The organism is Micromonospora sp. WMMD964 (genome assembly GCF_029581455.1).
GTDB lineage: Bacteria > Actinomycetota > Actinomycetes > Mycobacteriales > Micromonosporaceae > Micromonospora.
Genome location: NZ_CP120860.1, coordinates 3,287,820 through 3,311,591 on the forward strand (window position 1 = coordinate 3,287,820; position 23,772 = coordinate 3,311,591).

General features: G+C 70.9%; 20 protein-coding genes and 1 pseudogene. 6 read left to right on the top strand and 15 right to left on the bottom strand.

The genetic code is table 11. The annotated features are described in order from the left end of the window. Window positions 1-146 precede the first annotated feature (146 nt). From O7616_RS15220 to O7616_RS15230, 3 genes are read right to left on the bottom strand one after another with little or no spacing between them, the layout of a single operon-like run. Entirely contained in the window at window positions 147-911 is a 765-nt protein-coding gene (locus O7616_RS15220; protein ID WP_282307401.1) for a succinate dehydrogenase/fumarate reductase iron-sulfur subunit, read from the bottom strand. Further along, window positions 908-2,845, bottom strand: a complete 1,938-nt coding sequence (locus O7616_RS15225; protein ID WP_282307402.1) for a fumarate reductase/succinate dehydrogenase flavoprotein subunit — start codon at window positions 2,843-2,845, stop codon at window positions 908-910. The genes O7616_RS15220 and O7616_RS15225 overlap by 4 nt, the downstream gene beginning before the upstream one ends. Before the next feature lies 1 nt (window position 2,846). Then, complete coding sequence (locus O7616_RS15230; protein ID WP_282307404.1) at window positions 2,847-3,578, bottom strand: succinate dehydrogenase cytochrome b subunit; 732 nt, start codon at window positions 3,576-3,578, stop codon at window positions 2,847-2,849. A gap of 35 nt (window positions 3,579-3,613) precedes the next feature. On the opposite strand from O7616_RS15230, the gene O7616_RS15235 reads away from it, so the two are divergent. Then, window positions 3,614-4,546 carry a LysR family transcriptional regulator gene (locus O7616_RS15235; RefSeq protein ID WP_282261111.1) on the top strand — a complete coding sequence of 311 codons (933 nt, stop codon included), beginning with the start codon at window positions 3,614-3,616 and terminating at the stop codon, window positions 4,544-4,546. A 111-nt stretch (window positions 4,547-4,657) separates the two neighbouring features. Here O7616_RS15235 and hrpA read toward each other — a convergent pair whose 3' ends face one another. Then, window positions 4,658-8,728, bottom strand: a complete 4,071-nt coding sequence (gene hrpA / locus O7616_RS15240) for an ATP-dependent RNA helicase HrpA (RefSeq protein ID WP_282307406.1) — start codon at window positions 8,726-8,728, stop codon at window positions 4,658-4,660. 143 nt (window positions 8,729-8,871) lie between these two features. On the opposite strand from hrpA, the gene O7616_RS15245 reads away from it, so the two are divergent. Next, the gene (locus O7616_RS15245; protein ID WP_282307408.1) at window positions 8,872-9,264 is read left to right on the top strand and encodes a cytidine deaminase; all 393 of its coding nucleotides are present in this window, start codon (window positions 8,872-8,874) and stop codon (window positions 9,262-9,264) included. 11 nt (window positions 9,265-9,275) lie between these two features. On the opposite strand, the gene O7616_RS15250 is transcribed toward O7616_RS15245, so the two are convergent. Further along, window positions 9,276-9,635, bottom strand: a complete 360-nt coding sequence (locus tag O7616_RS15250) for a YciI family protein (protein WP_282307409.1) — start codon at window positions 9,633-9,635, stop codon at window positions 9,276-9,278. Window positions 9,636-9,788: 153 nt separating this feature from the next. On the opposite strand from O7616_RS15250, the gene O7616_RS15255 reads away from it, so the two are divergent. The 4 genes and pseudogenes from O7616_RS15255 (at window position 9,789) to O7616_RS15270 (ending at window position 13,954) form a co-directional block, all read left to right on the top strand. Beyond that, window positions 9,789-10,829, top strand: coding sequence for an iron ABC transporter permease (locus O7616_RS15255; protein WP_282307410.1), 1,041 nt, complete (start codon window positions 9,789-9,791; stop codon window positions 10,827-10,829). Next, on the top strand, window positions 10,826-11,935 hold the full coding sequence (locus tag O7616_RS15260; protein WP_282307411.1) for an iron ABC transporter permease: 1,110 nt from the start codon (window positions 10,826-10,828) through the stop codon (window positions 11,933-11,935). The genes O7616_RS15255 and O7616_RS15260 overlap by 4 nt, the downstream gene beginning before the upstream one ends. A gap of 19 nt (window positions 11,936-11,954) precedes the next feature. Beyond that, window positions 11,955-12,719: pseudogene (locus O7616_RS15265) on the top strand (ABC transporter ATP-binding protein); the annotation flags it as partial. Window positions 12,720-13,006: 287 nt separating this feature from the next. Continuing rightward, complete coding sequence (locus O7616_RS15270; RefSeq protein WP_282307413.1) at window positions 13,007-13,954, top strand: iron-siderophore ABC transporter substrate-binding protein; 948 nt, start codon at window positions 13,007-13,009, stop codon at window positions 13,952-13,954. Between the two features lie 166 nt (window positions 13,955-14,120). On the opposite strand, the gene O7616_RS15275 is transcribed toward O7616_RS15270, so the two are convergent. The 10 genes from O7616_RS15275 to O7616_RS15320 all read right to left on the bottom strand — a co-directional run bounded on the left by O7616_RS15275 (window position 14,121) and on the right by O7616_RS15320 (window position 23,740). Continuing rightward, the gene (locus O7616_RS15275) at window positions 14,121-14,834 is read right to left on the bottom strand and encodes a hypothetical protein (RefSeq protein WP_282307415.1); all 714 of its coding nucleotides are present in this window, start codon (window positions 14,832-14,834) and stop codon (window positions 14,121-14,123) included. Between the two features lie 384 nt (window positions 14,835-15,218). Then, the gene (locus tag O7616_RS15280) at window positions 15,219-15,863 is read right to left on the bottom strand and encodes a hypothetical protein (RefSeq protein WP_282307416.1); all 645 of its coding nucleotides are present in this window, start codon (window positions 15,861-15,863) and stop codon (window positions 15,219-15,221) included. A gap of 103 nt (window positions 15,864-15,966) precedes the next feature. After that, window positions 15,967-16,635, bottom strand: coding sequence for an HAD-IA family hydrolase (locus tag O7616_RS15285; protein ID WP_282307417.1), 669 nt, complete (start codon window positions 16,633-16,635; stop codon window positions 15,967-15,969). A gap of 19 nt (window positions 16,636-16,654) precedes the next feature. Then, a complete protein-coding gene (locus O7616_RS15290; protein ID WP_282261096.1) occupies window positions 16,655-17,473 on the bottom strand; it encodes a phytanoyl-CoA dioxygenase family protein in 819 nt (272 codons plus the stop codon). Next, a complete protein-coding gene (locus O7616_RS15295; RefSeq protein WP_282307418.1) occupies window positions 17,470-18,888 on the bottom strand; it encodes a glycosyltransferase in 1,419 nt (472 codons plus the stop codon). Before O7616_RS15295 ends, O7616_RS15290 begins: the two co-directional genes overlap by 4 nt. 20 nt (window positions 18,889-18,908) lie before the next feature. Then, window positions 18,909-19,565 carry an SIS domain-containing protein gene (locus O7616_RS15300; protein ID WP_282307420.1) on the bottom strand — a complete coding sequence of 219 codons (657 nt, stop codon included), beginning with the start codon at window positions 19,563-19,565 and terminating at the stop codon, window positions 18,909-18,911. Then, window positions 19,562-20,347 carry a hypothetical protein gene (locus O7616_RS15305; RefSeq protein ID WP_282307421.1) on the bottom strand — a complete coding sequence of 262 codons (786 nt, stop codon included), beginning with the start codon at window positions 20,345-20,347 and terminating at the stop codon, window positions 19,562-19,564. Before O7616_RS15305 ends, O7616_RS15300 begins: the two co-directional genes overlap by 4 nt. Beyond that, window positions 20,344-21,291 carry a transketolase C-terminal domain-containing protein gene (locus O7616_RS15310; RefSeq protein ID WP_282307423.1) on the bottom strand — a complete coding sequence of 316 codons (948 nt, stop codon included), beginning with the start codon at window positions 21,289-21,291 and terminating at the stop codon, window positions 20,344-20,346. Before O7616_RS15310 ends, O7616_RS15305 begins: the two co-directional genes overlap by 4 nt. Further along, window positions 21,288-22,157, bottom strand: coding sequence for a transketolase (locus O7616_RS15315; RefSeq protein ID WP_282307424.1), 870 nt, complete (start codon window positions 22,155-22,157; stop codon window positions 21,288-21,290). The genes O7616_RS15310 and O7616_RS15315 overlap by 4 nt, the downstream gene beginning before the upstream one ends. 602 nt (window positions 22,158-22,759) lie before the next feature. Further along, window positions 22,760-23,740 (bottom strand): aldo/keto reductase, encoded by a 981-nt coding sequence (locus O7616_RS15320; RefSeq protein ID WP_282307425.1) that lies wholly within the window; start codon window positions 23,738-23,740, stop codon window positions 22,760-22,762. Between the last annotated feature and the right edge of the window lie 32 nt (window positions 23,741-23,772).

Consider the following 23,772-nt stretch of genomic DNA (forward strand, 5'->3'; position numbering starts at 1 on the left):
CGCCGATATGGCGCCACCGTCGCCGCCGGGACACCGCCACATCGGCGGAGTGGAGTCGATCAGAAGGAGGTCGACCCGTGAAGGGCCGGAACAGCGGACCGCCGCACCCCGGGCTCGGGGTACGGCGGTCCGGCGGGAGGTGCGGTTCAGGAGCCGGGGGTGTTGTTGGCTCCCTTGGCGGTGGCCGTGAGGTAGTCACGGTTGAGCCGACCGATGGTGTTCAGCGGGATGCCCTTCGGGCAGGCCGGGGTGCATTCGCCCGCGTTGGTGCAGCCGCCGAAGCCGGCCTCGTCGTGCGCGTCGACCATGCCGATCACCCGGGTGTAGCGCTCCGGCTGGCCCTGCGGGAGCAGCGAGAGCTGGGTGAGCTTGGCGGCGGTGAACAGCATGCCGGAGCCGTTCGGGCAGGCCGCGACGCAGGCGCCGCAGCCGATGCAGGCGGCCGACTCGAAGGCGGCGTCGGCGTTGGCCTTGGCCACCGGGGTGGAGTGGGCCTCGGGCGCGCTGCCGGTCGGCGCGGTGACGTAACCACCGGCCGCGATGATCTTGTCGAAGGCGCTGCGGTTGACGACCAGGTCCTTCACGACCGGGAAGGCGCTCGCCCGCCACGGCTCGATGTCGATCGTCTCGCCGTCCTTGAACTGCCGCATGTGCAGTTGGCACGCCGTGGTGCCGCGCTGCGGTCCGTGCGCGTCACCGTTGATCATCAGGCCGCACATGCCGCAGATGCCTTCGCGGCAGTCGTGGTCGAACGCCACCGGGTCCTCGCCGGCGAGGATCAGCCGCTCGTTGAGCACGTCGAGCATCTCCAGGAACGACATGTCCGGGGACACGTCGTCGACCGGGTAGGTCACCATCCGACCCTTGTCCTCAGGGCCCTTCTGGCGCCAGATGCGCAGGGTCAGGTTCACTTGTAGCTCCGCTGCGTGGGGTGGACGTATTCGAACTTCAGGTCTTCCTTGTGCAGCACCGAGGGAGCACCGTCGGCGGTGAACTCCCAGGCCGCCACGTACGCGAACCGGTCGTCGTCGCGCTGCGCCTCACCGTCGGGCGTCTGGTGCTCGGCCCGGAAGTGGCCGCCGCAGGACTCCTCGCGGTGCAGGGCGTCGATGCACATCAGCTCGGCCAGCTCGAAGAAGTCGGCCACCCGGCCGGCCTTCTCCAGCGACTGGTTGAGTTCCTCGCCGGTGCCGGACACCTTGACCCGCTGCCAGAACTGTTCGCGCAGGTCGCGGATCTCGCCGATCGCCTTGCGCAGCCCGGCCTCGCTGCGCTCCATGCCGCAGTGCTCCCACATGATCTGGCCCAGCTCACGGTGGAACGAGTCCACGGTCCGGTCGCCGTTGACGGCCAACAGTCGCCGGACGCGGTCCTCGACGTCGGTGCGTGCCTCGATCGCCGCCGGGTGGCTGGCGTCGACCTTCTCGAGAGGGCCGGAGGCCAGGTAGTTGGCGATGGTGGTGGGCAGCACGAAGTACCCGTCGGCGAGACCCTGCATCAGCGCCGAGGCGCCGAGCCGGTTCGCGCCGTGGTCGGAGAAGTTGGCCTCACCGATCACGAACAGGCCGGGGATGTTCGACTGGAGGTCGTAGTCGACCCAGAGGCCGCCCATCGTGTAGTGCACGGCGGGGTAGATGCGCATCGGCACCTCGTACGGGTCCTCGCCGGTGATGCGCTCGTACATCTCGAAGAGGTTGCCGTACTTGGCCTCGATGGCCTTGCGGCCCAGCCGGTTGATCGCGTCGGCGAAGTCGAGGTAGACGCCGAGCTTGGTCGGACCGACGCCGCGGCCCTCGTCGCAGACGTTCTTCGCGGCGCGGGAGGCGATGTCGCGGGGGACCAGGTTGCCGAAGGAGGGGTAGATCCGCTCCAGGTAGTAGTCCCGCTCGTCCTCGGGGATGTCGCGCGGGTTGCGGTCGTCGCCCTTGGTCTTGGGCACCCACACCCGGCCGTCGTTGCGCAGCGACTCGCTCATCAGGGTCAGCTTCGACTGGTGGTCGCCGGAGACCGGGATGCAGGTCGGGTGGATCTGCGTGTAGCAGGGGTTGGCGAAGTACGCGCCCTTGCGGTGTGCCCGCCAGGTGGCGGTGACGTTGCAGCCCTTGGCGTTGGTGGAGAGGTAGAAGACGTTGCCGTATCCGCCGGAGGCGAGCACCACGGCGTCCGCCATCTCGGTGCTGATCTCGCCGGTGACCAGGTCCCGGACGACGATGCCGCGGGCCTTGCCGTCGACCAGGACCAGCTCCAGCATCTCGTGCCGGGCGTTCATCTCCACGTTGCCCAGGCCGATCTGGCGCTCCAGCGCCTGGTACGCGCCGAGGAGCAACTGCTGGCCCGTCTGGCCCCGGGCGTAGAAGGTGCGCTGTACCTGCGCGCCACCGAAGGAGCGGGTGTCCAGCAATCCGCCGTACTCGCGGGCGAACGGCACGCCCTGGGCGACGCACTGGTCGATGATGTTGACCGAGACCTCGGCCAGCCGGTGCACGTTCGACTCCCGGGAGCGGAAGTCGCCGCCCTTGACGGTGTCGTAGAACAGCCGGTGCACGGAGTCGCCGTCGTTGCGGTAGTTCTTCGCCGCGTTGATGCCGCCCTGTGCCGCGATGGAGTGCGCGCGGCGCGGGCTGTCCTGGTAGCAGTAGGACTTGACGTGGTAGCCCTGCTCGGCCAGGGTCGCCGCGGCGGAGCCGCCGGCCAGGCCGGTGCCGACCACGATCACCGTCATCTTGCGGCGGTTGGCCGGGTTGACCAGCTTGGCCTCGAAGCGCCGGGTCTCCCAGCGCTTCTCGACCGGGCCGGCGGGAGCCTTGGTGTCGGCGATCGGGTCGCCCTCGGTGAAGAGTTCCATGTCAGGACACCAATCCGGTGAGTACGGCGAACGGGACCACCAGGTATCCGGCGCAGAGCGCCACGGCGAAGACGAGTGCCGCGGCGCGGGCCCGACGCTCGCCGCGCGGCGTCTGCTGGCCGAGGCTGCGGAACGCGCTGAACGCGCCGTGGCGCAGGTGGAAGCCGACCGTGACGATGGCGAGCGTGTAGAAGAGCGTGACGTACCAGCGTTCCGGTGCGAAGTCGGCGACGACGTTGCCGTAGGGCTTACTCTCGTCGCCGACCGGGTTGAGCGTGCCGGTGGTCAGGTCCAGGATGTGGTAGATCACGAAGAGCAGGATGATCACTCCACCCCAGCGCATCGTGCGGGCCGCGTAGCTGCCGTTGACCTTCTTGCGGTGGGCGTACCTGACCGGGCGGGCGGCGCGGGCGCGACGGGCCAACACGGTGGCGGCGACGATGTGGGCGACCACCGCGACCACCAGTACGGTGCGCAGGATCCAGAGGAACCAGACCCCGGGCAGCAGTGGCTTGCCGATGTCGCGCAGCCAGTGGGCGTAGTGGTCGAACGAGGTCTCCCCCGTGAACACCTTGAGGTTCCCGAGCATGTGGGCGATCAGGAACAGCGCCAGCAGGATGCCCGTCACCGCCATGACGGCCTTGAGGCCGACGTTGGAGCGGATGGGCGACCGAGTTTTCGTGATTACCACGAGACCGACGCTAGGAGCACTTCGATCAGTCGTCCAATGCATCAAACTCGTAGTGTTGATAGCCGTAAGCTATGTAGATGCAGCTCCATCAGCTTCGGTACTTCGTTGCGGTGGCCGAAGTACGACATTTCACCCAAGCCGCCGACATCGTGGGCATCACCCAGCCTTCTCTCAGTAAGCAAATTCACGCTCTGGAGGCCGACCTCGGGGCGCCGCTGTTCGAGCGGGTAAGGGGCAACATCGCGCTCACCGCGGCGGGCGAGGTGCTGTTGCCCTTGGCGACCCGGATCCTCGCCGACGTGGAGACGGCGACCCGGGAGGTGCAGGAGTTGGCCGGGTTGCGTCGGGGTCGGGTGCGCCTCGGGGCCACCCCGAGTCTGGCGACCTCGCTCGCCCCGCCGGTGCTGCGCCGGTTCCGCGACGCCCACCCCACCATCGACCTCCGGGTGGAGGAGGGCGGCTCCCAGGACCTGGTGCGGGACCTGCTCCGCGGCGACCTCGACCTGGCGCTGATCATCATGCCCGCGCAGGGGCCCGACCCCGGGCTGCGGGTCGACCCGATCCTGCGGGAGAGCCTGGTGGTGGCGTCCGTGGACGAGGTGCCGACCGCCGCGGCGACCGGCGAGCTGCGCATCACCGATCTGCGCGACCAGCCGATGGTCATGTTCCGGGAGGGCTACGACCTGCGCGACGCCACCATCCAGGCGTGCCGGGAGGCGGGGTTCGAACCGAGTTTCGCGGTGGACGGCGGCGAGATGGACGCCGTGCTCAGCTTCGTCGAGGCGGGGCTGGGCATCGCGCTGGTGCCGGGCATCGTGCTGGCCCGCCGCCCGGGCGTGCGGATCACCCCGCTCGCCCCGCCCGGGGTGCGGCGGACCATCGCGGTCGCCCGCCGTCGCGACATCGTGCCCACCCACGCCGGACGGGAACTCCGGCGCATCCTGCTGGACTACATCCAGTCCGCGATCGACCGGGGCGAGCTGCCGCCCGGCGTCGAGCCACTGACCTGACACGGCCCGACCGCCGCAGGCCGCCGCCGCGACCGAACGGCCGCGACCCGAGCCCGGCCCGCTGCGGCAAAAGCCCGACCGTCCGACGCGGCGGACGGTCGGCCGACCTGGTCAGCGGGCCTCGGCGTCGTCCATCGCGCGGTAGATCCGCTGCTCCGAGACGGGGTACGGGGTGCCGAGCGCCTGGGCGAACACGTTCACCCGCAACTCCTCGATCATCCAGCGGATCTGCCGGACGGCGGTCTCCTGCCGACGGGCCGGTGGCAGCGCGGCGAGCAGGTCCGCGTACTCCTTCTGCACCACCGCGATCCGCTCCTGCTGCTGGCGGTCGCGCTGCGGGTTGCCACCCAGGCGGTCCAGCCGGCGCTCGATCGCGGTGAGGTAGCGCAGCAGGTCGGGCAGGCGCGCGTACCCGGTCTCGGTGACGAACCCGGCGTGCACCAGCCCGGCGAGTTGGTTGCGGATGTCGGCCAGCGCGGCGACCACGGCGAGGTTGCGGGTGGCGCCGAGGCGCTGCTCGACGGCGTACCAGGCGGCGAGGACCCGGCGGACCCGGTCCATCACCTCGACGACCGTGTCGACCAGGTCGGCGCGGACCTTCTCGCGCAGCGCCGCGAAGCCGTCGGCGTCCCAGGCCGGGCCACCGGCCGCCTCGATCAGCCGGTCGATCGCCGCGCCCGCCGCGTCCTCGATCAGCTCCTGCACGCCGCCGTGCGGGTTACGGCTCAGCGCCAGCTTCGCCGCGTTGTCGAGCCGGCCCTGAAGGAAGCGCGCCGGGGACGGCACGGTGAGCCGCAGCAGCCGGCGGGTGCCGGCCCAGTGCGCCGCCTCGGCCTCGGCGGGGGAGTCGAACACCTTCACCCCGACCGTGGCGCCCTCGTCGACGAGCGCCGGGTACGCGGTCACCGCGTAGCCCGCGCGGACCTGCTCGATGGTCCGGGGCAGGGTGCCGATGCTCCACTCGCGCAGCCCGGTCCGGGCCACCTCAGGGGCGGCGGCCGCCACCACCTGGCGTACCTCCTGGCGGAGTTGACGTTGCAGGGCCGGCAGGTCCTTGCCCTCGGCGACCGGCTTCTCGTCGGCGTCGAGCACCCGGAAGGTGACCCGCAGGTGCGCGGGGAGCTTGCCCGGCTCCCAGGCGTCGCGGGGGACGGTGACGCCGGTCATCCGGCGCAGTTGCCGGGTGAGCGCGTCCAGCAGCGGCTCCTCGCCCGGGGTGATCGCCGCGAGGGCGGCGCGGGCGTAGTCCGGCACCGGGACGAAGTTGCGGCGGATCGCCTTGGGCAGCGTACGGATCAGCGCGATGACCGTCTCCTCGCGCAGCCCCGGCACCTGCCAGTCGAAGCTCTCCGCCGGCACCTGGTTGAGCAGCGGCAGGGGGATGTCGACGGTGACGCCGTCGGTCGGTGTGCCCGGCTCGAAGCGGTACGTCAGCGGCAGGCTCACCCCCTGGGTCTGCCACTCGTCCGGGTAGTCGCCCTCGTCCACCCCGGAGCGGCCGTCGTTGACCAGCAGGTCGCGGGTGAAGGTGAGCAGGTCGGGCTGCTCCCGGCGGGCCTTCTTCCACCAGCTGTCGAAGTGCCGGCCGGAGGACACGTCGGCCGGGATCCGCTGGTCGTAGAAGCCGAAGATGGTCTCGTCGTCGACCAGGATGTCGCGGCGTCGAGCCCGGCTCTCCAGCTCCTCGATCTCGGCGAGGAGCCGCTTGTTGTCCGCCCAGAACTGGTGGTGGGTCTGCCAGTCGCCCTCGACGAGGGCGTGCCTGATGAACAGCTCACGGCTCAACGTCGGGTCGATCCGCCCGAAGTTGACCTTGCGGGAGCTGACCAGCGGAACGCCGTACAGGGTGACCTTCTCGTAGGCCATCACCGCGGCCTGCTTCTTCTCCCAGTGCGGCTCGCTGTAGCTGCGCTTGACCAGGTGCTGCGCCAGCGGTTCGACCCACTCCGGCTCGACCCGGCCGGCGATGCGGGCCCACAGGCGGGAGGTCTCCACCAGTTCGGCGGCCATCACCCAGCGCGGCGGCTTCTTGAACAGCGCCGACCCGGGGAAGACGGCGAACTTCGCGCCGCGCGCGCCCAGGTACTCGTGCTTCTGGGCGTCCTTGAGGCCGATGTGCGACAGCAGGCCGGGCAGCAGCGACTGGTGCACCTTCGGGGTGTCGATCTCCTCCGGCAGGTCGGCGCCGCCGCGCCGGCCCGCACCCCGGCCGGCGTCCGCGCCGTCGGAGGTGTCCCGCGCCGGCCGCCCGCCGCGCCGGTCACCCTCGGCCGGGGTACGCAGCACCTGCCGCAGTTGACCGACGATGTCCTGCCACTCGCGCACCCGCAGGTAGTTCAGGTACTCCGCCTTGCACATCCGGCGGAACGCGCTGGAGGACAGCTCGCGCTGCTGCTCGCGCAGGTAGCGCCACAGGTTCAGGTACGCGACGAAGTCGGACTCCTTGTCGGCGAACCGGGCGTGCGCCTGGTCGGCCTGGGCCTGCTTCTCCGCCGGCCGTTCGCGTGGGTCCTGAATGGAGAGCGCGGCGGCGATCACCAACACCTCGGTGGCGCAGCCGTTGCGTTCACCCTCGACCACCATCCGGGCCAGACGCGGGTCGACCGGGAGTTGGGCGAGGCGACGGCCCAACGCGGTGAGCCGCTTCGCCGGGTCGGCCTCGGTCGGGTTCAACGCGCCCAGCTCGTGCAGCAGGTTGACGCCGTCGGTGATGTTGCGCTTGTCCGGTGGGTCGATGAACGGGAACGCGGCGAGGTCGCCGAGCCCGATCGCGGTCATCTGGAGGATGACCGACGCCAGATTGGTCCGCAGGATCTCCGGGTCGGTGAACTCGGGTCGGGACAGGAAGTCCTGCTCGTCGTAGAGGCGGATGCAGATGCCGTCCGACGTACGGCCGCAGCGGCCCTTGCGCTGGTTGGCCGACGCCTGCGAGATCGGCTCGATGGGCAGCCGCTGCACCTTGAGCCGGCTGGAGTAGCGGGAGATGCGGGCGGTGCCCGGGTCGACCACGTACTTGATGCCGGGCACCGTCAGCGACGTCTCCGCGACGTTGGTGGCGAGCACCACCCGGCGTGAGCTGTGCGCGGCGAAGACGCGGTGCTGCTCGGCGGCGGACAGCCGGGCGTACAGCGGCAGGATCTCGGTGCCGAGCAGCGAGCGTTTCTTCTGCACCAGCTTGCCCAGCGCGTCGGCGGTGTCCCGGATCTCCCGCTCACCGCTGAGGAACACCAGGATGTCGCCGGGGCCCTCGGCGGCCAACTCCTCGACGGCGTCGCCGATCGCCTGGATCTGGTCGCGGACGTTCTCCTCGTCGCCGTCGCCGTCCTCCTCGCCCTCGGCGATCTCCAGCAGCGGGCGGTAGCGCACCTCCACCGGATAGGTGCGCCCGGAGACCTCGACCACCGGCGCCGGCACCCCGTCCGGCTCGTCGGCGGTGGGCGGCCCGGCGAAGTGCCGCGCGAACCGGTCGGTCTCGATCGTCGCCGAGGTGATGATCACCTTGAGGTCGGGTCGCCGGGGGAGCAGCTCCCGCAGGTACCCGAGGATGAAGTCGATGTTGAGGCTGCGCTCGTGCGCCTCGTCGATGATCAGCGTGTCGTACTGGCGCAACATCCGGTCGGTCTGCAACTCGGCCAGCAGGATGCCGTCGGTCATCAGCTTCACCAGGCTGCGTTCGCTGACCTGGTCGGTGAAGCGCACCTTGTAGCCGACCACGTCACCCAGCTCGGTGCCCAGCTCGTCGGCGATCCGGTCGGCCACCGTCCGGGCGGCCAACCGCCGGGGTTGGGTGTGCCCGATCAGGCCGTGCACCCCGCGGCCCAGCTCCAGGCAGATCTTCGGTAGCTGGGTGGTCTTGCCGGAGCCCGTCTCACCGGCCACGATCACCACCTGGTGATCGCGGATGGCGGCGGCGATGTCGTCCTTGCGCTCACTGACCGGCAACCCCGCCGGGTACGTGATCACCGGCACCGCCGCTCGCCGGGTGGCGAGTCGCTGTTCGGCCCGGGCGACCTCGGCGGTGATCTCCGCGAGGGCCGCGTCCCGGCGCTGCGGGTCGCGCAGCTTCCGGGCACCGTCGAGGCGCCGCTGGAGCCGGCGCTGGTCGCGGAACATCAGAGGAGTGAGGCGGCGGTGCAGCTCGCGGACCGGATCGGTCGCGACGGAGGCGGTTGGATTCTGCATGTCGTGCCCAAGGATAGGCAGCCCGTCGGCGCACCGCCCCTGGGTTACCGCGCTACCGGCTCTCCGACCGTCACCTCCCGTCCTCGGACGGCCAGGAGCGGGCCCTAGAGTTGGCGGCCGACGTCGAGCCCTGGGGGAGCCGGATGGACATGCGGGACACCGACCGTGCGTTGGTGCAGGCCGCCACGGCGGTCGCCAAGCTGCGCTGCCGCAGCCCGCGGCACACCGTCGCCTCGGCCGCCCGTAATGCCGACGGGCGGGTGTTCACGGGAGTGAACGTCCAGCACGCGACCGGAGACGTCTGCGCCGAGCTGGTCGTGATCGGCACGGCCGCCACGCAGGGCGTCACCGAGCTGGAGACGATCGTCACGGTCGCCGACCGGGGCCGCGAGGTGACCGCGCCGTGTGACAGGTGTGTCCGGGTGCTGCGGGACCACTTCCCGGCCCTACGGGTGATCATCGGCCCGGTGGACGACCTGCGGGTGGTACCGCTGACGGACCTGACGACAGCGGCCGGGAACGGCACGGCCGGCTGACCGCTGCCGCGTCAGTCGCCGGAGGCCGCCTCCATCATCGATCGGGGCACCGGCACGCTCTCGAACCGCAGGTTGCCCTCCGGAAGCAGCCACGTCGTGACCCGGGCGACCAGGCGGCCGGCACGCACCGCCGGGTCGTCGGCGTAGAGGGCGCGGGCCTCGTCCGGCGCGATGGACAGCACGACGAAGCCTCGGAGGTGCTCGTCGTCGCCGTGCAGGAACGGACCGGCGGCGAGCACCAACCCCTGCTCCACGAGGCCCGCCTGGTGGGCCAGGTGCGCGTCCTGAATCCGATCGATCGCGTCCTGCGGCAGCTCCGGTGGATCCGACGGTCGGGCCAGGAGCACGACCGTGTGCTGGTCGAATCGCATGGTCACACCCTATGACTCGAATGTCCCTCTTGTGCGTCCGCCTCGCCGAGCGTGCCGGTGGACCCCGGTGCGGCATCGACGCCTACCGGTTAGGTCCCTTTCCGCAGGTCGGCTAAGGTTAGGCGAACCTAAGCCCGATCGTGCAGGAGATTCGTGACCGCCCTCGCCAGCCGGCCGACCCGGAGTCGGGCCAGCACTCGTACCGGGCGTCGGGTGGCCGTCACCGCCGGGGCAGCGCTGGTCCTGCTGCTCACCGTGCTGGCCAGTTTCGCGTTCGGCAGTCGGCAACTCGGCGTCGACCAGGTCTGGCACGCCCTCGTCGCACCCGACGGCGGAGACGCCAGCACCATCGTCCGGGAGCTGCGGATGCCGCGTACCGCCCTCGGCCTCGCCGTCGGGCTCGCGCTCGCCGTCGCCGGCGTGCTGTTCCAGGCGCTCACCCGCAACCCCCTCGCCGAGCCGCGCATCCTCGGTATCAGCGCCGGCGCGTCGTTCGGGGTGGTCCTCGCCATCTCCGTCTTCGGCATCAGCACGCTCGCCGGGTACGTCTGGTTCGGCATCGCCGGCGCGCTCGTCGCCGGGCTGCTGGTCTTCGCCATCGCCACCCAGGCCCGCGACGGCGCCAGCCCGGTCACCCTCGCGCTCGTCGGCGCGGCGCTCGACGCCAGTCTCGCCTCCGGGGTGTACGCGCTGCTCAGCATCGACGCCCGCACCTTCGAGGAGTACCGGTTCTGGGTGGTCGGCGGGCTCTCCGGCCGGGACCTGTCGGTCAGCGCGCAGGTGCTGCCCTTCGTCCTCGCCGGGCTGGGGCTGGCCGCCCTGGTGGCCCGAGGTCTGGACGCGCTGGCCCTCGGCGACGACGTCGCCCGAGGTCTCGGCCATCGGATCGGCCTGGTCCGCCTCGGCGGTGGCATCGCCGCCGTGCTGTTGACCGGAGCAGCGGTGGCCGCCGCCGGGCCGGTCGCCTTCGTCGGGCTGGCCGTGCCGCACCTCGCCCGTGCCCTGGTCGGCGCGGACCACCGCTGGACCCTCGCCGTCTCCGCCCTGCTCGGGCCCGCGCTGCTGCTCGGCGCCGACATCGTCGGCCGGGTCGTCGCCCCACCCGGCGAGATACCGGCCGGGATCGTCACCGCCCTGATCGGCGCGCCGCTGCTGGCGGTGCTGGTCCGCCGCGCCCGGGTGGTGACCGCGTGACCGCCACCCAGCGCCCGTCCGCCACCGCCGGTCCGTCGCACCCCTCCGCCTCGAGCGGCCCCGCCGACGGGTACGCCCGGCTGGCCGGGCGGTCGCTGCTGCGGATCGGCCCGGTCAGTCTGCTGATCCGCCGCCGCGCGGTGCTGGTGGCCGCCGTGCTGACCGTGCTGCTCCTGCTGGCCGTCGTGCTCAGCCTCTCACTGGGCACCCCGTACGTCGCCCCGGCCGACGTGCTGCGTGCCCTCTCCGGGGCCGGCACGCCGTACGACCTCGTGGTCTTCGATCTTCGGCTGCCCCGGGTCGTGCTGGCGGCGGCGGCCGGAGCGGCCTTCGGCGTGGCCGGCACGCTCATCCAGAGCGTGGCCCGTAACCCGCTGGCCAGCCCGGACGTCATCGGCATCACCCAGGGTGCCGGCCTCGCCGCGACGGTGGCCCTGACCAGCGGAATGGCCGCGGTGCTGGTGGCGCCCACCGCGCTGGTGGGCGGGTTGCTCGCGGCGGTGCTGCTGTTCGCGCTGGGTGCCCGGCACGGGCTGGCCGCGCAGCGGTTCGTGCTCGCCGGGGTGGCTGTCGCGTTCGCGTTCCGGGCGCTCACCGAAGTCGTCATGCTCACCGCCGACCCGATCGACGGTCTGCGCGCGCAGATCTGGCTGATCGGCACCCTGGCCGGCAAGGGCTGGACCGAGGCGGCCTGGATCGCCGGCACACTGCTGGTGCTGCTGCCGGTGCTCGCCTGGGCCGGCTGGGCGTTGAACAGCACCGCCCTGGACGACGACACCGCCCGGGGCGTCGGGCTGCGCCCGGTGGCCCGCCGGATCGGCCTGGCCGGCACCGGCGTGCTCGTCGCCGCGATGGTCACCGCCCAGGTCGGCGCCGTCGACTTCGTGGCGCTGGTCGCACCCCAGGTGGCCCGCCGGCTGGTACGCGCCGAACGGCCACCGCTGGTCTGCGCCGCGCTGCTCGGCGCGTTGCTGCTGGTGCTGGCCGACCTGGCCGGCCGACGCCTGTTCGCGCCCACCCAACTGCCCGCCGGAGTACTGACCGCCGCGATCGGCGGCCCGTACCTGATCTTCCTGTTGCTGCGCGGCCGGCGGCGGTCGTCGTGACGCCTCAAGGAGTCGTGTGATGCTGTCCACCCGCGACCTGGTCGCCGGCTACGACGAGCGGACCGTGCTCGACGGGCTCGACCTGGACCTGCCGACCGACGCGTTCACCGTGATCGTCGGCCCGAACGCGTGCGGCAAGTCCACCCTGCTGCGCACCATGGCCCGGCTGCTCAACCCGCGCCGGGGCACTGTGCTGCTGGACGGCACCGCGATCCGCGACCTGCCGACCCGGGAGGTGGCCCGCCGCCTCGGTGTCCTGCCGCAGAGCCCGCTGGTGCCCGAGGGCGTCACGGTGGCGGACCTGGTCGGGCGCGGTCGGCAGCCCTACCAGCGCTGGTGGCGGCAGTGGTCGTCGGAGGACGGCGCGGCCGTCGACCAGGCGATGGCCCTGGCCGACGTGACCGACCTGGCCGACCGGCCGGTGGACAGCCTCTCCGGCGGTCAGCGGCAACGCGTCTGGATCGCCATGACGCTCGCCCAGGACACCGACGCCCTGCTGCTGGACGAACCGACCACCTTCCTCGACCTGGCCCACCAGGTGGAGGTACTCGACCTCCTGCACCGGCTGCGCGTCGAGCGGGGCCGCACCGTGGTCGCCGTGCTGCACGACCTCAACCAGGCCGCCCGCTACGCCGACCACCTCGTCGCGATGCGCGCCGGAGCCGTGGTCGCCGCCGGACCTCCCCGCGAGATCCTCACCGCCGACCTGGTCCGTGACGTCTTCGGGCTGGCCTGCGTCGTCGTGCCCTGCCCGGTGACCGGCGCACCGCTCGTCGTGCCCGCCTACACCGGCGGCCCGGTGCTCCCCGCCGCTGCCGGTTCCGTCGCCGGGGCCGCTGGCGCGGGCAGCGCTGCCGCCGGGGCCGCTGCCGCCGGGGCCGCTGCCGCCGGGGCCGCTGGCGCTGGCGCTGGCGCTGCCGCTGGTGGCGCTGGCGCTGCTGGCGTGGGCGGTGCTGCCGCCGCTGGCGCGGGAGACCCTGATTCGTCGACGGCGTCCGTGCCGGACGCCCGACCCGCAATCGGTGACGCGGCCACCCCGCTCGCCGACTCGTACCCCTCGAAAGGACTCTGATGCGTCGTCTCGTCGCCGCTCTCGCCGCGGCCGCCGCCCTCGGCGTCGGACTCACCGCCTGCGGTGAGAGCGACCCGGTCGCCGGCTCCACCGCCGGGGAGACCCGGGAGATCACCCACGCCATGGGCACCACCAAGGTCCCGGCCGAGCCCAAGCGTGTCGTCGTGCTCGACACTGACAAGATCGACACGGCGCTCTCGTTGGGCATCACACCGGTCGGGGCCGCCACGGCCGGTGAGGCCAAGAGCTGGCCGACGTACTTCGGCGCGGACAAGCTCGCCGGCATCAAGGAGGTCGGGGTGCTCGCCGAGCCCGACCTGGAGGCGATCAACGCGCTGAAGCCGGACCTCATCCTCGGCAGCAAGTTCCGCCAGGAGAAGTTCTACGACGAGTTGGCCGCCATCGCGCCGACCGTGTTCACCGACAAGGTGGGCATCACCTGGAAGGAGAACCTCCTCCTGGACGGCAAGGCGCTCGGCCGCGAGCAGCAGGCCAAGGACCTGCTCAGCGCGTACGAGAAGCGGGCCAAGGACTTCGGCGCGACCCTCGGCGACGCCGCCGCCCGCAAGGTGTCGATCGTGCGGTTCCTGCCCGGCAACATCCGGGTGTACGGCCCGGACTCGTTCTCCGGCATCGTCATCGGCGACACCGGCCTGGGCCGCCCCGACCGGCAGCTGCTCGCCGACAAGGAGGACAAGCGCTTCGACCTGGTCAGCCCCGAGCGGGTCAACGAGGTCGACGGTGACGTCATCTTCGTGACCGCGTACGGCGACAAGGCCGCGGCCGAGCAGAGCAAGGTCACCGGCGGGACCCTCTGGAAGGGCCTCAACGCCGTCAAGGCCGGCAAGGCGTACCCCGTCTCCGACGAGGTCTGGATGACCGGCATCGGCGTCGGCGCCGCCAACAAGATCCTCGACGACCTGGCCAAGTACCTCCCCGCCGCCTAACCCGCCCATCGCCCCTCCGGGTCACCCCGGCCGTGCCCCTCCCGGGCGCCCCTGCGCACCCCGTGGGTTCCAAGATCCGCGCAAGTTCGGGGAAACTGCTGCCTCATCTGCTCCCGAGGCAGCAGGATCCCTGAAGTTGCGCGGATCTCGGCTTGTCCGGGGGTGGTCAGTGGGAGCGGGACCGTAAGGCTTGACGGAGTTCGGCCAGGAAGCCGTCGAAATCCTCCCGGAACCGCTTCGCGGTGACGTGAAGGACCAGCCAGTCCTCACCCAGCAGGCGGTTGAGGCGGCGTCGGTCCCGGTGGAACTGCTCGGGGTCGTCGTGCCACAGGCCGTCGTACTCGACGGCGACCTTGAGGCGTGGCCACGCGAGATCGAGGCGGGCCACGAACCTCCCGTCGCGTTCGACCACGAACTGGGTCACGGGAACGGGCACTCCGGCGAGCACGATCCGCACCCGCAACCGCGACTCCGGGGCGGATTCCGCGCCCGCGTCGGCCAGCTCGGCGACCTGCCTCATCCGTTTCCAACCCCGCTTGCCGACCCGCGCCTTACTCGATTCGCGCAGGTCAGGGACCGCCACCAGTCGGTGGTGGGCGAGGCGATCCACGATCGCGACGGCCTCCTCGGTCGGTAGCCATTGGGCCACATCCCAGCATGTGCGCGTTGGTGTGGTCAGTGGAATGCCGTTACGCAGAACGGTGTCGGTCGCGGCCAACTCGCCGCGGTGCACGATGAGCCCCTTGACCGGACCGAACCGCTGACCGGTGGGCACGAGCACGTCGAGTGGCTCGTGACTGGCGATCGATGCCGCGTCGTAGAGTGCCGCCGCGCTGCGACCGGCGATCACCACACCCGCTGGGAGGACCCACTGCGCCACGGCGGCGCAGCGAACGCGATGGGTGACCGCAAGCCGGGCATCCGCGTAGACGTCCCGGAACAGGGGACGCCACGCCGCGCTTCGCAACTCCGTCCGAGTCAGCAGGCCTTCGGTGACGACGTCGGAACCGCGAAACACGCGTCCCTGCAAACTCGCCGGCCGTCGAGGGGGAACAGGCATGACGAAACCTTGACCGGCGGAGGTGCTCGCGCGCAGCCCCTGTGGATAACCCCGACGGGGTGCCGGAACGCCATGATCCGCGCACCTTCGGTGTTCTTGCTGCCTCCCGGCGACGCGAGACAGCAGTATCACCGAAGTTGCGCGGATCTTGGGGGGTGGAGAGGCGGGTGGTTGGTGCGGGCGGGGTTGGTGGCGGGTGGGCTGTCAGGCGGCGGTGGACCAGATGGCTCGGAAGGCGGCGGCTTCGCCGGACAGCCATCGTTCGATCTGGTCGGGCTTGGCGTCGGCGGGCATGTGGTGGGCCCGGCCGCGACGGACGTCGACCAGGACGGGCTCGGCGTGTGGGAGCACCGCGTCCATGTGGCGGGCCATCAGGTGCAGGGTGGCGAGCACCGACTCCTCGCTCGGTGGGGCCTCGTCGAAGTGCAGGCGGACGGCTTCGGCGCGGCCGTCGGAGTGGCGTACCCCGAAATGGGGGTTGATCTTGACGGGGAGGTCGCCCAGCATGGCCAGGGCGTCGCGGGTCTGGGCCAGGTCGATGGCGGCCGGCTCGCCGAGCGAGTGCAGCCAGGCCGTGGCGCCGGGGACGAGCGCCTGGTAGAGCGGGCGCCACCGGGGCTTGACCACGTCGACCACCCCGGTCAGGTGGGTGCCGCCGGTGTGGAAGGCGATGTCGGCCTTGAGCGCCTTGACGAACTGGCCGTGCGGGTTGAAGCCGGACCGGCTCGCGCGCTGCTTGCGCAGCCCTCCCACGAAGGTCGCCTTGGTGGGGCCGGTGCGGTCGACGTAGCGGGTGAAACCGAGCAGGGTGGCGTAAGGAGTGAGGGGGGCGGAGGTGGGCGCGGTCATGGGCGTCCTCCCAGGTCAAGAACTCGATTAGTACATACATTCTAATCGACACCCCTGACATCGCCCAGCGATTCCGGACGCCGGAAGTCGTCTCTCGGAGGGATCAGCGGGCGGGGGTCGGATCGAGCACGGCGACGCCCGTCAGGTCGTCCACGACCCAGTCGGCGTCGAGGGTGTCCAGCGCGTCCGGGGCGAAGGTCGTGGCCACCGCGACGACCCGCATGCCCGCCCGGCGACCCGACTCGATGCCCGCCGGGCTGTCCTCGACCACGACGCAGTCGGCCGGCGGACAGCCCAGGCGTGCCGCCGCCAGCAGGTAGCCGTCCGGGGCGGGCTTGCCGTGGGCCGTGTCGTCGGCGGTGATCAGCACCTGGGGGACCGGCAGGCCCAGATGCCGCATCCGGATCTCGGCCATCCGCTGCCAGGCCGACGTCACCACCGCCCACCGTCGCGGGGGCAGCGCGGCCAACAGCCGCGCTGCCCCGGCGACCGGCCGGAGGCCGTCGGTGTCCTGCTCCTCGCGCCGGATCAGGTCCGCCACCTCCGCCGCAAGGTCGAGGTGGGGAGCCGTCAACCGGACGGTGTCGGCCAACTGGAGGCCGTGGGAGACGCGCAGCAACTCGTCGGCATCCAGCCCGTGCCGGTGGCACCAGTCGCGCCACTTGCGCTCCACGCAGACCTGGGAGTCGACGAGCGTGCCGTCCATGTCCAGCAGCAGGGCGCCGCAGGCGATGGTCGCCGTCCGGCCGGCCGTGGTGATGCTGAGCTGCACCGTCGTGTCGATCCGGCGGTCAGCGCTCGGCGCCGACGAACCGTTGACCCATTCCCCGGGTCTGGACCAGCTCGGGGTACGCCCGGCTCGGGTCGCCGTACGTGTTGCCGGCGCGGTCCTCGCCCCGGGCCAGGAAGATCTGGTGCTTGTGCCCCACCCCCTCGTGGTTGAACCGGACACTCGTGCTGATGTAGCGCATGGTGAACCCACACCGTCGCAGCGCGCTGCGGTTGACCTCGCTGCTGTGCACGAGGCCCCCGGAGTGGATGCTGAACTGGTTGGGTTGCAACTGCACCGGGACGGCCCGGCCGGCGTCGACGCGGCTCTGGTCCAGTTCCTCGTCGAAGACGCTGGTGTCGTCGGTGACGCGCCGGTAGCTGCCCGTGCCGTCGACGTGGCTGCCGGGGATGACCTTCATGCAGCCGTTCTCCAGTGTGGACGGGTCGATCGCCAGCCAGATCGTCATGGCCTGGCCGGCGGGTTCGATCATCTCCCGCCAGAAGTAGCCGTCGGTGTGCCACGGAACGCTCTTGCCGTCGCCCGCCGGCTTGCAGAAGAAGTGCGACGTGAACAGGGCGATGTCCGGGCCCACCACGCTCTCGACCACGTCGAGCACGTCCGGGTCGAGCAACCACCGGAACAGCTCCGGGTCGGTGAAGTGGGGGACGTCCATGTCCTCCGGTCGCTCCCCCTCGGGCAGAGCGGCGAGCTTGCGTTCGAAGTGGTTCTTCAGGCCGAGAAAGGTGTCCGGCTTGAGCAGTCCGTCGCCGATGACGTATCCGTCGGTGCGGTACGCCGCCACCTGTTCCGGGTTGAGCCCTCGCTTGCTGGTGCTCATCGCGTTGCCATCCTCTCTGGCGCCAGCATCGACGCCGTCGTCGTCACCTCCCGGTCCGGGAGGAAGTCGTCGCGCACCCGTCGGTGCGCGCGTTCCCCGATCTCCTGGCGATCCGTCGCGTCGCTCAGGGCGGCGGCGACGATCCGGCCCAGGCCGCGCAGGTCCGCCGGGTCGGCCAGCAGGAAACCGTCGACCCCGTCGGTGATCTGCGCGCGGATACCGCCCACGGCACTGCCCACCACCAGCCGTGACTTCCACATGGCCTCCGCCACGGTGAGGCCGAAGCCCTCGGCGAGGCTCTTCTGCACGACCACGTCGGACGCCCGCTGAACCGCGTTGACCAGCACCGCGTTCTCCGTCGGGTCGGCCATCGGCAGGCTGACCAGGCTCACCCGTCGCCGCTGCGCCGGCGGCAGCCGCCGCCAGTGGTCGAGGCAGTCCGCGTACCAGAAACCCTGCTCGACGTCGTCGGCGATCGCGGCCGGATCCGGGCCGACCAGGGCGAGGTGCCCGACGGGTACGTGGTCGGTGACCGCGGTGAGCACACCGGCCATGTCCTTGAGCCGGTCCCACCGCGAGACCTGGGTGATCAGCGGCTCGCCGAGCCGACGGCCGCCGTCGGAGATCACGGTCGGCGTGGACTGGAGTCGGACGTCCCCCGCCGCGGTCCGTACCGGCACCGGCGACCTCGCCGGTGCCCCGGCCGGGTCGAGACCGCACTGCGCCAGGCAGGCGCGGACGGTGTCGGCCGGGAGGTCGACGTTCTTGGCGTCGAACGGGGAGATGAACGGCGGTTGGATCCGTACGGTCCGGTCGCGCAGCCGGACCGGGACGTGGTCGGCCACCGAGAAGATCAGCGAGTCGACCTCGTCCAGCAGTTCGGTCAGGAAGTCCCACCCGCGCTCGGAGGCGTCGGTGGGCTCGTCCACGCCGACGTGACAGCGCCAGTGCACCGACGCGACCCGGCCCGCCAGCGCCGGGACCAGCCCGGCGGTCTGGTGGTCGTGCAGGATGACCACGTCGCGACCGTCGACGGCCTGGACGAGGCGGTCCGCGGCGGGCTTGAGGGCGTCGAGGTACGCCGCACGTTCGGCCGCACCGAGCGGGCCCCCGTCGCCGTCGCTGCCGTAGAGCGCCACGCCGAGGCGCTTGGTGATCCGGAAGAAGGCGTCGTCTCCGCTGACCACCGCCCACCGGGCTCGCACGCCCAGTTCACCGTAGAGGGGCAGCAGTGTCCGCAGCATCTCGGCCACCCCACCGCCGGTGGGTGTGGAGTTGACGTGCCACAGTGTGCCGCCGTCGAGCCTGTCCTGGATCTCCGCGGCGGCCCCCCGGAGCCGGTCGGTCCGCTGCGGGCCGATGAGCCGTTCGAGGGAGGCGAGCACCGGCCTCGACCGGACTGGATTGATCGTCAACATCGGGCCACCTCCTGCGGCTACGCGGTCGGCTGGACCGGTCGGGCCGCCTGCCCGACGCGTTGCTTGAGCAGGCCGACCAGCATGTGGTTGACCGAGAGCATCAGGTCCTCGAAGTGGAAGTTGTTGTCGTTGCGCCCGGTCTGCCCCGGGAACCGGGAGGTGCCCGGCACGACGAGGCACACGTCGGCCAGTTCCCGGCAGCGACCGCCGTCGCCCTTGGTCATCGCGAAGGTGCGCGCCCCGGCCTTCGTCGCGGCCTGCAGCGCCCGCACCACGTTCGGCGAGTTGCCACTTCCGCTGTACGCCATGACCAGGTCGCGCTCGGTGGCGAACGGTTCGAGCGAGGCGGAGAACATGGTGTCCGGGCCGAGGTCGTTGACCAGCCCGCTGAGCTCCGCGGAGGAGCCGCACAGGTTGACGAAGGTGAGCCGCCGCACCGACGCCGACACCGGTCGGCTCTTGTCCTCCGAGACGAACGGGTGGTGCTTGAAGTCGCAGTAGGCGTGGTCGAGGGTGCCGGCGTTGCCGCCGTTGCCCATCGCGTACACCGTGCCGCCCTCGTCGTAGGTGCGGAACAGCATCTCCGCCGCGGCCACGACGGCGTCGACCGGGAAGTGGTCGATGATGGCGCGCTTCTCCGTCAGGTAGAGCTGGATGTCGTCGACGGTGCTCATACCCGTGCCCCCATGTGCTCGACCTCGATGCGACCGTTGCCGCGGTTGGTGTCGTCCGCCCAACGGATCACGTCGTCCAGTTCGGGGGTGGAGACCTCGACGGAGGTGTAGTCCGATTCGGCGATCACCCGGTGCAGCACGTTCGCGGCCGAGGACCAGCCCGACCGGCGGCCGTGCACGGCGCGCGGCAGCGCGTCGGTGTCGATGACGGCGTCGGTGTCGCCGGGGGCCGGCGTGCCGTTGAGGACGGTCGCCTGACCGTCGACGACGTAGTTCGTCTCCACCTTCTGCTGGTGCGACTGCAACGACGACTGGTGCCCGGCGGTCATGTGGATCTGCTTGAGGGCGTACGGGATGCCGCCGAGGTTGTTCGTGTACCAGACCTCGTGCCCCCACGGCTTGTCGACGCGGTAGGAGTCGACGTCGCGGCAGTGCGCTGCTGTGGTCGGGGTGACCGGGACGTCCCAGGACTCGTGGACGGGACCGGTGGTGGATCCGGCCTCCACCACCACGGCCGGCTCGACGCCGACCTGGGTGAAGCGGTAGGTCGCACCCGGCTCCGCGTGCCAGCCCTGTAGGTAGCCGTACTCGCGGTGGCCGCTGCCGTCGGCGTGCCGTGACTCGACGCGGACCCGGCCGCCGATCACGATGAAGCTGCGGTGGTCTGCGGGGTGGCACCGGTACGGCGAGCCGGCGCCGAGGACCAGCTCGTGCTCGACGAAGAGGTAGGGGGCCTGGGCGAGGTCGTGGGCGAGGTTCTTCGGCGGGTCGATTCGCGTCATCGCCGGCTGTCTCCGATCTCTGGGGAGGGGGTGGTCGCGGCCCGGATCCGGCTCGCCACACCGGGCGCGTCGAGTTCGTAGCGTTCGTAGAGTTCCTCCGGGGAACCGGCCTGGCCGTAGTCGTCGACGCCCCAGGCGTGGAACCGGACATGCCGGTCGAGGCCCAGCACGATCCGGCCGACCTCGTCGATGAGACCGCCGCGGATGAAGTGGTCCTCGAAGACCAGGACGTGCCGGTGTCGCCGCAGCAGCTCGGTGGTGGCGGGCACGTCCAGGGGGAGGGACGAGGCGTTCACCACGGTGGGTCGCAGACCGGTCGGGGCGAGCAGTTCGACGGCGTCGAGCACCACGGGCACCATTCCGCCCATCGTCACGACGGCGACGTCCGTACCGTGGCTGACGACGTCCGGGTGGCCGGAGCGGAACCGGTAGTCAGGGTCGTGCACCTCACGCTGGGGCTGCCGGCACAGCCGCAGGTAGATGGGCCGGTCATGGGTCACGGCGTAGGCCAGCATGGCGCGCGTCTCCACCCCGTCGGCCGGTTGCAGCACCTCCACGTTCGGCAGGCTGCGGATCACCGCCAGATCGCGAAGGCCCATCTGGGTGGGGCCGTCCTTGCCGATGGCGAGCCCCGCGTGCGTGCCGACCAGGACGACACCGGCGTTGTTGAGCCCCACCGACTGGAAAATCTCCAGGAACTTGCCGGTCAGGAAGTGGCCGAAGCTGGCGACGAACGGCCGGTACCCCTCCTGGGCCAGGCCCGCCGCGACGCCGATGGCGTTGGCCTCGGCGATGCCGATCTCGAAGAACCGGTCGGGGAAGGTCTTCTTGAACTGCGTCGTCTTGGTCGCCGAGGCGAGGTCGCAGTTGACGACCAGGACGTTCTCGTGGTCCGCGGCGACGTCCACCAACGCGTCGCCGAACCAGTCGCGGGTCGCCTTCACACGCTCACCCGCCCCAGGTATGCGATGGCGTCCTCGTACACCTCGGGGGTCATGGTGCCGCTGTGCGAGCCGTTGAGCAGGATCTGCCCGGGGCCGAGATAGCCCTTGCGGGTGTGCGCGATGATCACGGACGGCTGCATCCAGTTCTCCCGCGCGTTGGCGACGGCGTCCCGGATCGCCAGATGGGAGTGGCCGTTGACCTCCTGCACGTGCCAGTGGAACGACCGCAGCTTCTCCGGCAGGGGATGCGACGGCAGGATCTCTTCGAGCGTCCCGTCGTTCTGGCTTCGGTTGTAGTCGACGAGCAGCACCACGTTGCCCAGGCCGCGGGCCCCGGCGTACATGATGGCCTCCCACATCTGCCCTTCCTGCAACTCGCCGTCACCGACGAGGCAGTACACGGTGGAGCCCTCGCCCCGCAGGCGTCGTGCCTGGGCTCGCCCGATGCCGACCGACAGGCCCTGGCCGAGCGCGCCGGTGCTCACCGCCACCAGGTCGAGCCGGGTGCGGTCGGGGTGCCCCTGGAGCCGGCTGTCGATTCGGCGCAGGGTGCCGATCTCGGCGACGTCGAGGTCCCCGGCGACCATCAGGGCCGCGTACCAGGCCGGCGCCGCGTGACCCTTGGAGAGGATGAAGACGTCGTCGCCGGCGGTGTCCATCTGGTCGAACTTCAGCGTGCTGACCAGGTCCACGCAGGAGAGCGACGACCCCACATGGCCGGAACCGGCGAGGTGGATCATCTTGAGCAGATGCGTCCGCACGTCGTTGGACAACTGCGCGAGCCGGGAAAGTCGATACGGCAATTCGAATTCGTCGTCCACCAGGTTCGGGTGACGGTCCGGTGGTAGAGCGTCGAGATACGTCATGCTGGCAGTCAACGGATTCCGCCCTTCGCAACGAAGTGAGGTGAGGTCATTCGAGCCTCCCGATGTTTCGGAATTCGGGCAGCATTCAACGCGCTTTCCGTTGCTGGAAAAGTGTCGCCAGAATGCACACCAGATCAGCCGCGCGAATAAGGTGCGGCTTTGTCGGTCGCGTATTATCTGTGTGGCTCGCCAGGCGGGAAATTCGCGCCGCCAAGGCTCTAGAGGGAGACGAAGCAGTGCCTCGCAGTGCGAAATCTAATAACACCCCCGGCATAGACATTGTTGAGTATCTTCCTGTCACGAGATTTCCACAGGGCGCCATAGGCGTCAAGCGCCCGGTCGCAGAAACATCGCCCGATCGGCTATTTTCTCTTTAAACAGTGATCCGGGTCACACCCGCATTGGCGCAATTCCCATGGACCTTGAAGATGTCTTTCGAGGGCTACAGAGACGTCATTTATCGGAAACACGGATCACGCCGTCGAGATCAGTCGGCTCGGCAATGCGGCGGTGTTCGGCGAAAGTCAAAAAGACGCCGGGGCGGTTGGCGGATGTCCCTTTTCGGGGTAGCCGCCGTCAGGTGCCACGGCGGCCCGTCGTGATCAGTCCAGCGCCACCACGGCGTGCGGCTCGTAGCGCTCCTCGAGCTGGTCGACCTCGTCGGGTGACAACTCGATGTCGAGGGCGCCCAGTGCGTCGTCGAGCTGCCGCACGTCCGTCACGCCGATGATCGGGGCGGTCACCGCCGGCTGCCGCAGCAGCCAGGCCAGCGCGATCTGCGCCCGAGGTGCCCCTCGCGTCCGGGCGACATCGCCGAGTCGGGCCGCGACCGCCCGGTCCGAATCCTCGGTCCGGGCGTACAGGCTGTGCCCGAACGCGTCGTCGGCGGTGCGCCGGGTGCTCGCCGTCCATTCGCGGGCCAGCTTGCCCCGAGCCAACGGACTCCACGGCAGAGTGCCGATGCCCCGGGCCCGGCAGAGCGGGAGCATCTCCCGCTCCTCCTCGCGGTAGATCAGGTTGTGGTAGTTCTGCATGCTGACGAACCGGGACCAGCCGTGCTGCTCGGCGACCTGCAACGCGGTGGCGAACTGCCACGCGTACATCGAGGACGCCCCGAGATAACGGACCTTCCCGGCCCGTACGACGTCGTGCAGGGTCTCCAACGTCTCCTCGATCGGCGTCGTCGGATCCCAGCGGTGGATCTGGTACAGGTCGACGTAGTCGGTGCGGAGCCGGCGCAGGCTGTTGTCCAACTCGGCGAGGATCGCCTTGCGGGACAGCCCCCGCTGGTTGGGCCCCGGCCCCATCGGGCCGAAGACCTTGGTGGCGATGACCACGTCGTCGCGCCGCGCGTACTCGCCGAGGGCGCGGCCGAGGATCTCCTCACTGGAGCCGTCGGAGTAGACGTTGGCGGTGTCGAAGAAGGTGATGCCGGCGTCGAGCGCACTGCGGATCACCCGCCGGCTCTCCTGCTCGGGCAGCGTCCACGAGTCGGCCCCACGGTGTGGTTCGCCGAAGCTCATCCCACCCAGGCAGAGTCGGGAGACGGTGAGCCCCGTCGAGCCGAGCCGCGCATACCGCATCGCCGAACCTCCTGTCACCGTGCCCGGAGACC

Coding starts and splice junctions, on each gene's coding strand:
- O7616_RS15225 (WP_282307402.1), bottom strand. CDS start 2,845: ATGGAACTCTTCACCGAGGGCGACCCGATCGCCGACACCAAGGCTCCC.
- O7616_RS15230 (WP_282307404.1), bottom strand. CDS start 3,578: ATGCATTGGACGACTGATCGAAGTGCTCCTAGCGTCGGTCTCGTGGTA.
- O7616_RS15235 (WP_282261111.1), top strand. CDS start 3,614: ATGCAGCTCCATCAGCTTCGGTACTTCGTTGCGGTGGCCGAAGTACGA.
- hrpA (WP_282307406.1), bottom strand. CDS start 8,728: ATGCAGAATCCAACCGCCTCCGTCGCGACCGATCCGGTCCGCGAGCTG.
- O7616_RS15245 (WP_282307408.1), top strand. CDS start 8,872: ATGGACATGCGGGACACCGACCGTGCGTTGGTGCAGGCCGCCACGGCG.
- O7616_RS15250 (WP_282307409.1), bottom strand. CDS start 9,635: ATGCGATTCGACCAGCACACGGTCGTGCTCCTGGCCCGACCGTCGGAT.
- O7616_RS15270 (WP_282307413.1), top strand. CDS start 13,007: ATGCGTCGTCTCGTCGCCGCTCTCGCCGCGGCCGCCGCCCTCGGCGTC.
- O7616_RS15280 (WP_282307416.1), bottom strand. CDS start 15,863: ATGACCGCGCCCACCTCCGCCCCCCTCACTCCTTACGCCACCCTGCTC.
- O7616_RS15290 (WP_282261096.1), bottom strand. CDS start 17,473: ATGAGCACCAGCAAGCGAGGGCTCAACCCGGAACAGGTGGCGGCGTAC.
- O7616_RS15300 (WP_282307420.1), bottom strand. CDS start 19,565: ATGAGCACCGTCGACGACATCCAGCTCTACCTGACGGAGAAGCGCGCC.
- O7616_RS15305 (WP_282307421.1), bottom strand. CDS start 20,347: ATGACGCGAATCGACCCGCCGAAGAACCTCGCCCACGACCTCGCCCAG.
- O7616_RS15315 (WP_282307424.1), bottom strand. CDS start 22,157: ATGACGTATCTCGACGCTCTACCACCGGACCGTCACCCGAACCTGGTG.
- O7616_RS15320 (WP_282307425.1), bottom strand. CDS start 23,740: ATGCGGTATGCGCGGCTCGGCTCGACGGGGCTCACCGTCTCCCGACTC.